Annotated in this window: 7 protein-coding genes; 3 read left to right on the top strand and 4 right to left on the bottom strand. The window is 70.2% G+C overall.

Annotated elements, in window-relative coordinates; translation table 11 throughout:
• The first annotated feature begins 481 nt into the window (after positions 1–481).
• The gene (locus VNT59_RS09700) at positions 482–2,986 is read left to right on the top strand and encodes a cellulase family glycosylhydrolase (protein WP_325498128.1); all 2,505 of its coding nucleotides are present in this window, start codon (positions 482–484) and stop codon (positions 2,984–2,986) included.
• A gap of 45 nt (positions 2,987–3,031) precedes the next feature.
• Here the strand turns inward: VNT59_RS09700 and VNT59_RS09705 are convergent, their stop codons facing one another.
• A complete protein-coding gene (locus VNT59_RS09705; protein ID WP_325498129.1) occupies positions 3,032–5,524 on the bottom strand; it encodes a glycoside hydrolase family 5 protein in 2,493 nt (830 codons plus the stop codon).
• A 322-nt stretch (positions 5,525–5,846) separates the two neighbouring features.
• Here VNT59_RS09705 and VNT59_RS09710 point away from each other — a divergent pair, with 322 nt between their 5' ends.
• Positions 5,847–8,090 carry an Ig-like domain-containing protein gene (locus VNT59_RS09710; protein ID WP_325498130.1) on the top strand — a complete coding sequence of 748 codons (2,244 nt, stop codon included), beginning with the start codon at positions 5,847–5,849 and terminating at the stop codon, positions 8,088–8,090.
• A 61-nt stretch (positions 8,091–8,151) separates the two neighbouring features.
• Here VNT59_RS09710 and VNT59_RS09715 read toward each other — a convergent pair whose 3' ends face one another.
• Positions 8,152–9,117 (bottom strand): glycosyltransferase family 2 protein, encoded by a 966-nt coding sequence (locus VNT59_RS09715; protein WP_325498131.1) that lies wholly within the window; start codon positions 9,115–9,117, stop codon positions 8,152–8,154.
• A gap of 165 nt (positions 9,118–9,282) precedes the next feature.
• On the opposite strand from VNT59_RS09715, the gene VNT59_RS09720 reads away from it, so the two are divergent.
• Positions 9,283–10,386, top strand: coding sequence for a glycosyltransferase (locus VNT59_RS09720; protein ID WP_325498132.1), 1,104 nt, complete (start codon positions 9,283–9,285; stop codon positions 10,384–10,386).
• Between the two features lie 105 nt (positions 10,387–10,491).
• On the opposite strand, the gene VNT59_RS09725 is transcribed toward VNT59_RS09720, so the two are convergent.
• Both VNT59_RS09725 and VNT59_RS09730 read right to left on the bottom strand, forming a co-directional pair.
• On the bottom strand, positions 10,492–11,775 hold the full coding sequence (locus VNT59_RS09725; RefSeq protein WP_325498133.1) for a hypothetical protein: 1,284 nt from the start codon (positions 11,773–11,775) through the stop codon (positions 10,492–10,494).
• A 314-nt stretch (positions 11,776–12,089) separates the two neighbouring features.
• Entirely contained in the window at positions 12,090–14,294 is a 2,205-nt protein-coding gene (locus tag VNT59_RS09730) for a carbohydrate binding domain-containing protein (RefSeq protein ID WP_325498134.1), read from the bottom strand.
• Between the last annotated feature and the right edge of the window lie 77 nt (positions 14,295–14,371).

The following is a 14,371-nucleotide window of genomic DNA, read 5'->3' on the forward strand; positions in this document are numbered from 1 at the left end:
TCGGCGTGACGTAATCACGCATCGACTGTAATTGCGCGCAGACATTCATTTCATCGCGTAACTATTGCCACCGGTGGGACGCTGGCCCCGTAGTGCAGGTCGTCCCGTGCGCGGGCGACCTGGCCGCGCTGACCGCGCCCCGCGCTCATCCATTTCTCCCTCTGTAGAGCTTCGCGGCCGCGGAAGGCCCGGCTCGAAATTTCTCACGCCGTCCGCTGCGGGTTTGCCCGCAAGTGTTGCCCGACACTGTAAAAAATGCAGTCTTTTGCCTAAGGCTGCGATCTGTTCCTGTAGTCCCTGTCCTACTAACATTTCCCCCACGGTTGAGGTTCGTTTCACGCCTGCGGAGTCCCGCAAGGGCCCGCTCAACCGGACGCCCACCTGATTGCACCCAGTCGCTGCTGCAGCCGGGAAGAGGGGGCAGCGAGTGTGCGGCGCCATGCGCCTACACGTTTCTAACAACTGCAGACAGGTAGTAGAGATGCAAAGACGTGAATTTTCCAAGCGGGCCACCGCCGCCGCCGCCGCCGCGGCGGGCGCCGTCGTCTACGCCAAGCGCAACAAGTACGTCGCGCCGGTGACCGACACCCCGACCCCGACCCCGACCCCAGCGCCGACCCCGGCCCCGACGACGGATACCACGACCACCACCCCCACCACGACCACGCCCGACACCACCACCACCCAGCCGGTGGCGAGTTCCGGTCTGGCCATGGGAACCAACCTGTCCGGCATGGAGTGGACCCGGCCCAGCCTGCGCTACGGCCAGAGCACCATGCCCAACCTGAACTTCACGGTGCCGCGCCAGGCCGACGTGACGTACCTGGCCAAGACCGGCTTCACCAAGAACCGGCTGCCGATCCAGTGGGAGCTGCTGCAGCCGATGCTGAGCACCACGGTGGCGAATACGGCCGCCAAGGCCGCCATCGGCAACCCGGGCGAACTGCATGCCGGCTACGCGTCGTACATCCAGGACGTCCTGGACGCGCACGCCGCCGCCGGCATCAAGTGCATCATCGATCTGCACAACTACTGCCGCTACCAGGACTTCGTGTACCAGGCCGACGGCTCGGTGATCGGACTGACGAAGCCGGCCGATCCGCTGATCCGTCCCTACACCACCGACGCCAACCAGGTGCAGGAGCGGATCTTCTCGCTCGCGGCCGGCTCCCGGCTCACCATCGCGGCCTACACCGACTTCTGGACCCGGGTCGCGACCAAGTGGAAGGACCACCCCGGCCTCGGCGGCTACGGCCTGATGAACGAGCCGCACGACCTGCCGGTGGCCGGCGGCACGGTGGCCTCGACGGGCGGCGAGGACCTGACGATCTGGCCGACGTTCGCGCAGGCCGCGATCAACGCCATCCGGGCGGTCGACGCGAACACCGCGATCTACCTGTCGGGCAACGAGTGGGACGCCGCCATGACGATCGGCACCATGAACCCGAAGTGGCCGCTGGCCGGCACCAACCTGATCTACGAGGTGCACATGTACCTCGACGCCTACAGCAACGGCTGGGCGTTCGACTGGGACACCGAGGTGGCCAAGGGCTACAGCGTCGGCGAGGGCGGGGTTCCGATCAGCACCAGCACCGGCTACAACCGGCTGAAGATCGCGACCGACTGGGCCAAGGCGAAGGGCGTCAAGCTGGCGCTGACCGAGGTCGGCATGCCGATCGACGACCCGCGCTGGCAGCAGAGCTTCGCCAAGGCGATGGAACTGGCGCGCCAGGAGGGCGTCGAGGTCTACAGCTGGATGGGCGGCAACCACTGGCCGATCCACAACTACCCGATCAACCACGTGCCCGGCTGGCACCAGAACAAGACGCTGGAGCCGCTGGTGTCCGGCGCGATGAAGGTCGGCACCGCCAGCACCGGCGCGACGCTGTTCGACGACGGCCCGGGCTATGCGTCCTCCGGCACCTCGGTGACGATCACGGTCTACGCCCGCGGCTACCTGGCCAGCCCGGTCACCATCAGTGTCGCCTCCAGCAACGGCGGCACGCTGAGCAAGTCGACGCTGACCATCCCGGCCGGCGCCAACGGCCAGGACAGCTACACCTTCACGTCGCCCTCGAACGCCGTCACGACGCTGACGTACAGCGGCGCGGCGCAGGTGCCGCCGCCGCGCAAGGTGTATTCGCTGACCGATCCGGTCGCCTACGCGTCCACCAGCCTGACCGACGCGGCGATGGCGATCATCGCCAAGTACAACGCGTGCAAGTGGGAAATGGCCGACGGCTACACCGACTACATGCAGGGCGTCCCCGCCGCGGACGGCCAGCCGGTGCGCGCGATCGCCGACTCCGGCTACGGCTCGACGCCGGGCAACGCCATGGAGATGATCAACTGGATCAACAAGGAGAACCCCAACAACGGCACCATGAGCGTGCCGGTGATGCGGACCACCAACGGCAAGAAGAACACCGACCACACCGTCTACAACACCTTCGGCTTCTGGTGCAAGAAGTCCGATCCGCAGGCCGGCGTGCAGCCCAATCCGGTCAACCGCATTCCGTACCACCAGGGCGACGCGCATTTCGCGATCGCCGCCGTGAGCGTGCCCGACACCTGGAACACGGGCGTCGTGTTCCAGGCCTCCAAGACGGAAGAGGGTTACAGCTCCGAACTGCTGTTCAGCAACAGCCAGCCGCAGGCGAAGTGGATCGACAAGAACAACCAGACGGTGACGCTGACCAGCAGCGCGCGGCTGGCGGCGAACACGCCTTCGGTGATCTCGTTCACCTCGGTCCCCGGCGCGCAGCGCCTGCGCGTGAACGCCGCCGTCGTCGGCAGCGCCAGCGCCACGCTGGCCCCCAGCGTGTTCAACCAGATGATGATCGGCTGGGGCTACTGCTGGTACTACCCGCGGGACGGCTTCATGGGCAACATCTACTCGGTGATCAGCGGCAAGGGCGCGCCGACCACCGCCGAGATGAGTGTCCTGGAGCGTTACCTCGGGACGACGGCCGGCGTGAGCTTCTGACCGCGGGCGGGCCGCGGTCGACGGCCCGCCGCGCGCCCCGGCCGCTCAGATCCCGGCGGTGGCGGCCAGGTACCGTTCGAGCACCGCCATCTCGGCCGGCGTGGGCACGCCCTTGCCGGTGATGGCGGCGTAGATGTTGCCGCCGAATCCCTCGCGCGGGTAGTTGCTGAGGAACCCCCAGCCGAGCAGCATCTGGTCGTTGCCGTACTCCGACGAGGCGAAGGTCGCGTTGCCCGTGCCCTGCACGGCGCCGTTCAGCCGCAGCTGCTGGGCGCCGCCGGCGGAGGTGAACGAGACCACGGCCGGCGTGTTCGGCGCGAGCGCCGCCGGGGCCGTCAGTTCGACCGCATTGCCCAGATGGTCCACCCATTTCGCCTGCGGCCGGCTGTTGGAAAAGGCCAGCTCGGAGGCGAACGCGCCGTCCGCGCTGGAGGCCTGGAACACCAGGCCGCTGTTGGCGCTGCCGGGCACGCTCACGGCGGCGATCGCGAAGTGCGGATCGCTGATGTTGTAGGGCACCCGGTTGTGCGGGTTGGGCTGCAGGCCGGCCACCGGCCGGGTCTTGCGGCACCAGAACCCGAACGTGTCGAACGCGCTGTGGTCGGAGTTCTTGCGGCCGTTGGTCACGCGCATGACCGGCGGCACCATCGTCCCCATCGCGCTGCCGCCCTCGGTGTTGACCCAGTTGAGCATCTCCATCGCGTTGCCGGCGCTGGAGCCATAGCCGGAGTCCGAGATCGCGCGCACCGGCTGGCCCGCCCCGGCGGGCGCGCCTTGCAGGTAGTCGGTATAGCCGTCGACCAGCTCCCACTTGCAGGCCGAGTATTTCGCCAGCAGTGCCATCGCGGCGTCGGACAGGCTGGTGGCCGCGTACGCGACCGGATCGGCCAGCGAGTACACCTTGCGCGCGGGCGGCAGGTTCGGCGCCGACGCGCCGGCATAGGTGAGGGTGGCGACCGCGTTCGGCGGCGGCGTGAAGGTGAAGCTGTCCTGGCCGTTGGCGCCGGCCGGGATGGTCAGCGTGGTCTTGCTGAAGCTGCCGCCGTTGTTGGACGACACCGTCAGCGTGGCCGGGCTGGCCAGGAAGCCGCGGGCGTACACGGTGATCGTCACCGATGCGCCGCCAGGCGCCCAACCCGGACCGTCGTCGTACACGGTGGCCTTGGCCACGCCGGCGGCGGCCTTCATCGGCCCGGACATCGGCGGCTCGAGCGTCTTGTTCTGGTGCCAGCCGGGGATCAGGGTGACGGCCCGGTTGCGGTAGTCCCAGTGGTTGCCGCCGGCCCAGACGTAGATCTCGATGCCGTTGTCGCGCGCATAGTTCATCATGTTCTGGAACGACTGCTGCCAGCGCGGGTCGTCCTGCGGCATCCCGGTTTCGCTCAGCGCCAGCCGCAACCCGTGCTGCTTGGCGAAATCGACCGCGTGTTTCAGGCGATTGACGCCGGTCTGCGCGTCGATGGGCACGGCGCCGACACCGGCCGTGAAGTCGCGCGCAGCCTCCAGGTCCCAGTCGATGCCGTTGCCGCTGCTGAAGGCGTCGAGGTAGGCGTGCACGTCATAGATGAGGTTGGGCGCGGCCAGCGGCCAGCCCGGGTTGTTGGTGGCCAGCGACCACGGCGCGCTCCAGTCGTTGCCCGGCAGGTAGATGGGCGTGCTCGGGTCGATGCTGCGGATGGTGTCGACGGCCGCGCGCGCGAAGGTCGGCCAGATCGTCAGGTCCTCGCCCCAGCCCTCGAAGGTCTCCACCGTGTCGCCCGGCTTGGGCAGGTAGAACGGCTCGTTCATCAAGCCATAGCCGCCGAGCCCCGGATGGTTCTTCCACCGGGTCGCGACGCGCGACCAGAAGTCCATGAAGTGCGCGACCCGCAGCGTGGCGCCGGGCGCCAGCGCGAAGATCCGGGTCTGCACCTGCCGGTTGTCGGTGGTGAAGGTGCGCAGCAGCGGGTTGGGCGGCTTGACCAGTCCGATCACGGAGCCGTCGGGCTGGAAGATGAAATCGGTGTAGCGGCAGAAGTTGTGGCAGTCGAGCATGCACTTGATGCCCGCCGCCGCGTGCGCATCGAGCACGCCGGTGATGTAGGCCTCGTAGCCCGGATGGAACGCGCCGGGTTCGCCGATCGCCGCCCGCGACGCCGCGTTGGCGTTGGTGTCGTAGAGCATCGGCTGCAGCATCTCCCAGCGGATCGGCAGCCGGGTCTTGGTGTAGCCGTTGGCCGCCAGCCAGGCGATGTCCTCGCGGCGCGGCACGGTGAAGTTGACGTTGGGCAAGGTGCTGCCGCCGTAGCGCAGGCCCGGGCCCGACAGTTCCATGCTGGCGAGGTTGGTGCCGATCAGGAAGCCCGGCCCCGCCGGCGCCGCCGCCGGCGTCAGGGCGCGCGCAGGGTCCACCGCGGCCTCGGCCGGAGCGGGTGCCGTGCCGGGCGCCGGGGCCGGCGGCGCGGCCGCCGCAACCGGGCCGTCGGCCCCGCCGCCGCCACATCCGCTCACCAGCGCGGCCGCGGCCGCGGCTGCCATGTTGAATTCACGTCGCTGCATATGACTTCACCTCGAGGTGCACCGGTGCTCCGGCGCGGGAAATGGACCGGCCGAGTATGAAACCGCCGGGCCACCCCATGGTCGGCCCGAAAGAGCTATCGCGCCCAAATTGGATTCGGTCCTACAGTGGCGGCAGTCCCGGTCCCACGAACGCGTCGCCGCGCCGCAACGGCGCGGCTGCCACCGTGGCCCGGGGCGGGTGTGTGCCGTCGCGCCCCAGTCCTACACGACAGCCGGGCCGCTGCTCGCAAGATCCTGGCTGAGGCACGGCGGCCCGCGACCTGGGACGCGCCGGGCGGATCGATGATGAACAAGGGAGAACATGGCAACGACTGACAACCAAGCCGCATGGGTCGGCTCCGGGGACACCCGTCTCACCGCCGAAGGGTGGCAATCCGCGCCGGCCATCGCCAACCTCGCGGGCGGCGGCTATGTCGTTGCCTGGCTGGTCGCCGGCAGCGCCACGGCCACCGGCGAGCCGCAGGTGCATGCGCAGCGCTTCGACGCCGGCGGCGCCCGGCTCGGCGCCGAAATGGTGCTCAGCGAGGCGCCGGCCTACGGGGTGCCGGGGCTGGTGGCGCTGGCCGACGGCGGATTCGTCGCCACCTGGGAATCCCGCGCCAGCATCACGAGCCCGACCTTCTACATGGCCAGGCGCATCGACGCGAGCGGCGCCGCGGTGGGGCCCGAATTCCAGTCCAACGCGACGGCGGAAGTCGACCACTCGGTCTCGGCCGAGCCGCTCGGGCTGGCCGGCGGCGGCTTCCTGGTGGAGTGGTGGGGACAGCCGGCCGGGCAGAGCGGCTGGGCGCCGGAGTGGCAGCTGTACGCCGCCAGCGGCGCTCCCATCGGCGGCAACCGGGTGCTCGGCTACGAGGCCGACGGCACGCCCTTCGGTGACGCCACCTACATCAACAGCGCGGCGCTGGCCGCCACCGCCGACGGCGGATACGTGGCTGTCTGGTCCGCTGCCACGGCCTTCGTCCCTCGCGTCGGCTCCACCTACCACGTCTACGCGCAACGGTTCGACGCCTCGGGCACCGCGCTGTCGGCGCCGCTGGAGGTGACCACCACCGGCACGGCGACGCTCGCGGTCCAGGGCGTGGAGGCCGCCGTGCTCGCCGGCAGCGGGGAACTGGTGGTCTCGCTGCGCGGACTGCTGCCGGACGGGCGCACCGAAATCACGGCGCAGCGCTTCGACGGCGCCGGCCACGCGCTCGCGGCCCAGCAGACCATCGTGTTTTCGTCCGAGGTGCTCGACGCGAAGGTGACCGCCCTGAGCAACGGCAGCTTCGTGGTGTCGTGGCTGCAGTGGCAGGCCGACCAGCAGGTGCTGGTCGCGCAACGCTTCGACGCCGCCGGCGCGAAATTCGGCGACCAGGTGCTGGTCGGCACGGCCCAGGCGCTCTACGCGCACTACGGGGTGCTCGCCACGGCCGACGGCGGCGCGGTGTTCACCTGGGATGACGGGCGCCTTGGCGGCGATGTCTACACCGAACGCTTCACGGGCAGCTCTTCCCCGGCGGGCGACCAGGCGCCGCCGGTGGTGGTGGGCTTTTCTCCGGCGGACGAGGCCACCAACGTCGGCGTCAAGTCCAACATCCAGGTGACCTTCGGCGAGACGGTGCAAAAAGGCAGCGGCGCCATCCTGCTCAAGAGCGCCGACGGCACCGTGATCCAGTCGTTCGACGTCGCCACCAGCGCCAACGTGACCGTCAGCGGCAACCTGCTGACCATCGATCCCACGGCCGATCTCGCCTTCGGCACCGGGTACCGGGTCGAGATCGGCGCCGGCACGGTGCGCGACGCCGCCGGCAATGCCTACGGCGGCACGACGGCGTACAACTTCACCACGGCCGCCCAGCCCGACGGCACGCCGGCGTCGATGTTCCTCACCGGCACCAGCGGCAACGACGTGCTCACCGGCGGCGGCGGCCACGACACCCTGAACGGCCTGGGCGGCAACGACCGCCTGATCGGACGTGGCGGCAACGACCTGATCGACGGCGGCACCGGCCTCGACACGGTGGTCATCGATGGGCCGTTCTCGGGCGTGCAGTCGTATTCGCTCGCCAACGGCGTGCTCAGCGTCACCACCGCCACGGGCACGCAGTCGATCAGCAACGTCGAGCGGGTGCAGCTGGCCGACGCGCTGTTCGCCTTCGACACGCAGGCGCCGCTGGGGTCCGATCCGGGTGGCCATGTCTGGCAGGCGGCGGCCCTGTACCGCGCCGCCTTCGGCACCATTCCCGGCCGGCCGGACCTGAGCCACTGGACTGCAGAGGCCGACCGCTCGGCGACCATGGGCGAGCTGGCGCAGAAGATGATCGATGCCTACGCGCCAGGCGTGTCCTCGGCGTCGCTGGTGCAGTATCTGTACGTGCAGCTGGTCCATGCCGAGCCGTCGGCGGCGACGGTGCAAAGCTATGTCGACCAGATCGGCGCCGGCCGGCCGTTCGCCACGCAGGGCGACCTGGTCGCGTACGCCGCGTCGCTGTCGATCAACACCGATCACCTGGTGGGCTTCACCGGCAGCATCCAGCAGCTCGAGCCCGGCTGGTTCTGAAGCGCCACCCCGGGGCCGTTCTCGCACGGACGGCCGCCGGGGCCGCCCGGCGGGCGCCGCGCTAGGGCGCGCTGCCCTGGTGCGAGAAGGCGCTCATCGCGCTCACGCGCCAGCGCTGCCAGCGTCCGGCGATGCCGCCCGGCAGCATCGCCAGCAAGGCGGTGAGCAGCCAGCGCGGACCGCGCGCCGCATACCGCGCGCGCCACAGATAGCGCAGCGCGTCGCGGCGCCGTCCGTCGGCGAGCAGGTCGCGCGCCAGCGTGAGTTCCTGCTGCGCGACGAACCACAGCGCCGAGTGGCGCTGGCTGGCCGGCAGCCGGCCGTCGAGCGCCCGTTGCCGCATGCGGGCGGCGTAGGGCGCCAGCTCGCGCCGGTGCGAAGTGGTCAGCGAACCGGCGACGGCCCAGCGATACGCCGCGAGCGGCGCCTGGACCAGCGCCACCGGCGTCTCCTCGGCCAGCCGGAACCACAGGTCCAGGTCCTCGCCGAACGATTCGCCGACCGGAAAGCACGGCTGCATCCGCCGCAGCCGCTCGGCCCGCACCGCGACGGTGCCACTGAAGAATGGGATCTCCCGCATCCAGCGGTCCCGCAGGTCCTCCAGCAGTTCCACCGGCGCCGCGTCGCCGGGCAGCGGCCACGGCTCGAGCGGCTTGGTCTCCGAGTCCGAGACGCAGCGAAAGCCCGCGGCGAGGACGTCGGCCTGGGGGAAGGTCCGATGGGCGCGCGCCAGGTTCGCGAGCAGTTCCGGATGCTGCCAGTCGTCGGCGTCGAGGAAGGCGATCCAGTCGCCGGTGGCCAGCGCGATGCCGCGATTGCGCGCCGCCGACACCCCCGCGTTGGCCTGCCGCACCACCCGCACCCGCTCGCAGCCGAGCGCCTCGATCCGCTGCGCGCCGCCGTCGGTGGAGCCGTCGTCGACGACGATGATTTCGTGCGCGGGCAGGCTCTGCGCGAGCACCGAGCGCACCGCCTCCGCCACGAACTGCGCCTTGTTGTACAGCGGGATGACGACTGTGAACTTCATGGGTGAAATTTTCCGTCAGCGACCTGGCGGGTGGGGGCGCCGCGATGGCTCTTTCAGCCTATTGCCGTGCTGAGCCTGGGCGACGGCCGGCGGCGCGTAGTCCGTTCGGACCACCCGGGGCCGCCACCGCGCTCGGATAATCGTGGCGGTAGCAGGGAGACACGAGTGCCGATCCAATCGCCCAGCGGCCGCGCCGCCACCGACCGAAAGCCCGTGCTGGCCACCATGCCCAGCGACGATCCCTTGTGGAACACCTTCGTGGAGGACTGCCTGCCGCCCGATGGGGGCAGCTTGCGCGACCACCTGCACATGCTCCAGCTCTCCAAGGACCGCCGGATCCTGATCCTCAACGGGTCGGTCGGGCGGCGCCAGCGCTACCGCGACCTGATCTTCGCGATCCTGCACAAGCTGATGCGCCGGCGCACGCCGGTGCTGATCCAGGACGCGACCTGGGAGCCGACCAGCCACGCGCTGGCCAAGGAATTCCCGTGGCTGCGCTCGCTGCTGCCCAAGCTGGCGCGCCTGGCGATCCGCGCCGTCGATGCGCCGAACGTGCGCTACGCGGTGCTGAGCACCAGCGAAGTGAAGACCTTTCCCCAGGTCTGGGGCGTCGCCCCGGAGCGGGTGGTGTTCCAGCCATTTCCCAACACGCTGCGCGAGTACGAGAACATGGCCACGCGCGACGAGGGCTACCTGTTCGCCGGCGGCAATTCGGTGCGCGACTACGACCTGCTGGAGGCGGCGCTGGACGGCACCGGCGTGCCCACGCGCATTGCCGCGGCCTGGCAGCCGCAACGCGGGCTGCCCCATCTGCAGGCGGGCTCGACCTCGCACCAGGAGTTCATGTCGCTGCTGGCGAACTGCCATGCGGTGGTGGTGCCGCTGCGCCCGACGGTGCGCAGCGCCGGCCAGCAGACCTATCTGAATGCGATGGCGCTGGCCAAGCCGGTGATCGTGATCGATGCCCCCGGGGTGCGCGACTACGTGATCGACGGCGTGACCGGCGTGATCGTGCCGCACGACATCGACCGGCTGCGGGCGGCCATCCGCCACGTGATGGATCCGGCCAATGCCGCGCACTACCGGGCCATGGCGGCGCGCGCGCGCGAGGACGTGCTCGCGCGCTTCACCGAAACGCAGTTCCGGCACGGGCTGCTGTTCCATGCCGGCATGATCACGCAGGAGCAGTTCCGGCAGGGCGTGCAGCCCGCCGGCACCGCCCCGCTCGACCTGCACCCCGAGCTGGCCGCGAGCGGCGGGGCCTCGTAGCGCGGGCCGGCTCGGCGCCGGCGCATCTGGCCTGACCGCCTCCCATCGAGCCAGCCCGGCCGGCGTCACCGCCGGCCGGGGTCCGTCTTCGGGCGGCCGGGCCGGTCACCAGCTGGCGGCCATCGAGTCGGGCGAGAAGCGCGGATCGCTGGTGACCGACTTGAGGTCCACGAACTCCATGTCGTTCATCGTGATGCCCTTCAGGTCCTGCGAGGCCTGCTCGTTCCACGCCGAGTTCGGCTCGCCGCCGACGTGGAAGTCGGCGCCGTTGTCCGACACGTAGATGCCGTAGCGCTTGGCCGCGGTCGCGATGGCCTTGGCCTGGGTCGACCAGTTGGCGGGGATCACGAAATCGGCCTTCAGCCGCAGCACGGCGCCGAACGGGATCGCGCCCGGGTTGTCGCCGCCGGCCGAGAAGCGACCCGGCCAGGCATGCTTCAGCGCCAGCGCCGAATCGCGGAAGGCGACCGACAACGCGTGCCGGATCTCGCCGGTGTTGGCTTCCGCCGCCTTCGCCAGCAGCGGCGTGATCGGCAGGCCGGCGGCGTTGGAGGAGGCCCAGTCGTCGGGCCGCATGGCATTCGACTTCAGGTCCCAGGCCGAGGTTGCCAGGCTGTACCACTGGCCGCCCAGCTTGTAGGCGAAGTAGCTCTCCCACAGGCGGCAGGCGCCTTGTTCCACCACCAGCACGTGCTTGTCGCCGCAGGTGGCGGGGTCGTTGCACGCGCCGCCCTGGCTCTGCAGCTTCCAGTCCAGCGGGAACGGGAAGCGCCGCTGCGACGGCTGCACCGAGGTGCAGTCGCGCACCATGCCGTAGCCGTTGCCGTCGGACACCGCGCAGTCGCTCTTGAAGGGCCAGCCGGTTTCCCAATACGCACCCGAGGTCGAGAAGTCGAACGAGACCACCGGCCAGTCGGTGGTGGCCGGCGTGCCGTCGATGACGTTGATCGGCAGCCCGTAGTAGGTGCCGTAGTTGGCCGGGTTGTCGTTGGAGCCCCAGTCGGTGTGGAACTGCACGTTGCGGCCGACCAGGTCCACCCAGGCCGCACTGTTCGGGTGGGCCGGGAAGCGGGACACATCGTCGATGCGGGTGTTGAAGATGTTGTTGGCCGGGAACAGCTCGCAGTCGCCCAGCGTCGGCACCGCCCCGGAGGAGGCCAGCGGCGCGGGGGCCGGGGCCGGTGCGGTCGTGGATGGCGCAGCCGCCGTGGCCAGCGGCGAGAGCGCCGGCGCCGGGCTGGTCGGCGCCGCCGCAGTGGCGCCGGGAGCGGGGGCGGACGCCTCGGCCGCCGTGGTCGGCGCGGGGGCGGGCGCGGCGAGCCCGTCGCCGGCGGCAGCCGTGGCCGCGGACTGATCCCCGCCGCCGCCGCCTCCGCAGGCGCTCAGCACTGCTGCGCTCCAAAGGATCAGGGTCAGCGCACGCGCTCTCTTCGTGTCAGTCACGTCTTACCTCTCAGTTCAACAGGCGCGCATTCTGTGCTCGAGAACCGCGCTTACAGCCGTCAAAGGATGCAAGTGCCGTGGTCCGGCGCTTACATGGATGTGGTAGGGGATGGCGGGGTCGACGCCCGCGTGGCCGTGCCGCCGCACGCCTTCGAAATGCAAGGCCCCGCGCTCCGTCAGAGAAGGCGGGGCCTTGGCTCGGCTGGCCGGATCGACCGGCCATTGCCACCCCCGGCGCGATGCCGGGGGCGACGACAACGCTACTTCCAGATCCGATAGTTCTCGACCTGGATGTCGCCTTCGCCATACTCCGGCTCGACGCCGAGTTCGACGCTGACGGCGTACTCCCTGCCGGTGGACCACGGGGTGCCGAGGGCGTCCTTGCGGTGGGTCGTGTAGTTGATGAACTTCGCGAGGTCCAGGGTCGTGCCGGGCGGGATCGGGCGATCCGGTTCGAACACGATGAACTTCCAGCCGCCGCCCCAGTTGGGCCGCAGCCCGCCGTCCCAGTCCTTGGCCGCATAGACGTGGAACAGCATCCCGTCGATCGTCACGTCGTGGTCATACCAGGCCGGATTGCGCGTCGGGTACTGGCCATAGCCGCCCCAGTAATCCAGCGGAATGATGATCTCGTGCGAGATGTTCTCCCCGAACCCGTTGATCTGCTCCGGCGAGTTCTGCAGGAAGATGTCGTAGGCCAGGTGGCCGCGCCCGTTCGGCGTGCTCAGGTGCTTGTAGTTGGCGGACGCGTTCAGCGGGGCGAGCGGCAGCTGCAGCGGGAAGAACGTGCCAGGGGTCGCGCCCGACGGATAGGTCTGCGAGTTGGTGCCGTTCAGCAGCCGCACGTCGTTTCCGCCCGGCTTGGTCCAGGTGTTGAAGTAGCCCGGCTTGCGGCCCTTGATGATGGCCGGGAAGCTCTTGATCTCGTTGCAGCAGATCGGCATCTTCCAGCCCAGCCGGAACGCGACCTCGCCGTTCGGACCCATCTTGTCGCTGACGCCGGTCCACTGCTCGAACGTGTTGCCATAGATGCCGGTGAAGGTGCCGCGGGTCAGGCCCCAGGGCGCCCAGACACCGTCTTCCACCCAGTACGCGTCGTTGTCCCAGCCGGTCTGCAGCAGCGTGCCTGGCCAGGCCCCGACCGGGACCGTGCCCACGTTCGTGGCCGGCGCGGGCGCGGGCGCCGGAGCGGGAGCCGGCGCTGGCGCCGGAGCGGGTGCGGGTGCGGGTGCCGGTGCGGGAGCCGCAGCGCCGTCGATGGCACTGAGCGAGACGTCGTCGACGTAGGTGAAGCCGCTGCCGGCGTTCTTCCACACGTAGACCGTCGCCTTGGCCGCGTTCGCCGGTGCCGCCAGGTCCAACTGCGCGGCGGTGTAGGCCGTCGAGCTGACCAGCACGCTGCGTTCGGCGAGTTTGGAGCCCCAGTTGTCGAAGAAGCTCAGGCCCAGGAAGGCCACTTCCGAGCCGTCGCTCACCTTGACCTGGCCGCCCAGGCGGTAGGTCTTGCCGGGCACCACGCCCGCGATGTCATGCCCCATGCCGCCGGCGGCGTTGCCGACGCGGGCCGCGTATCCGCCCGAGCTCGATTGGCCGGTGACGGGCGTGGCGTTGCCCCAGTTGCCCCAGTCGGTGAGCGCGTTCTCGAAGCCCGCGTTGGACACCAGGTTGCCGCCGCTCGGCGCGGCCGCCGCTGCGCCGACCGGCCCGAACGAGACGTCGTCGACGTACGCGTAGCCACCGCCCGCGTTCTTCCACACGAACACCACGGCCTTGGCCGCATTGGCCGGGGCGGTGATGTCCACGGACGCGACCGAGTAGTCGGTGCCGCTGACCGGCACCGCCTGCTGCGCGATCGTGTTGTTCCACTGGTCGAGGATGTTGACGCCGAGGTAGACGGGGTCCCACGCGGCCGTGACCTTCACCTGGCCGGTCAGGCGGTATTGGGTCCCTGCCACCATGCTGCCGACGTCATGGGCGGCGCCACCGGCGGCGGTGCCCACCTGCAAGGCACGCCAGGAGCCGGCGGCGCCGACGCCGTCGACGACCTGCGCGTTGCTCCAGTTCACCCAGTCGGTCATGCCGGCCTCGAAATTCGAGTTCAGGCTGGCCGATTCGGCGCGCAGCGGCGCCTTGGCGCCAGTCGACGAGGTCGATGCCGATGCGCTCACCAGGGCCGCCGACCGGGTCGCCAGTTCCCCGCTCACGCCCAGCACGGCGGTGCCGGCGGAGGCGCCGCTGGCAGCGGCCGCGGCGGGGGCCGCGACCGACGTGGCGGCCGCGGGGCCGGTGGCGGCTGCAGCCCCGGCAGTGGTACCGGTGGCGGCACTGGCGCCAGCGGTGGCTCCGACAGCGCCCTCGTTGGCACTGCCGCCACCGCCGCCACCGCAGGCACTCAGCACCACGGCCGCGGCGAAGGTGCCGCTCGCCACACGAGCGGCGCGCGCGAATATTTCACGTGTTCCCATGTTTCTTTCCAAAAAGGCTGTAAAGAAGGATCCGCGCCCCGGCAGACTGCAGCCGCGGTTCGGTCCTGCCCGCTGCG

The organism is Ramlibacter sp., from assembly GCF_035554825.1.
GTDB lineage: Bacteria > Pseudomonadota > Gammaproteobacteria > Burkholderiales > Burkholderiaceae_C > Ramlibacter.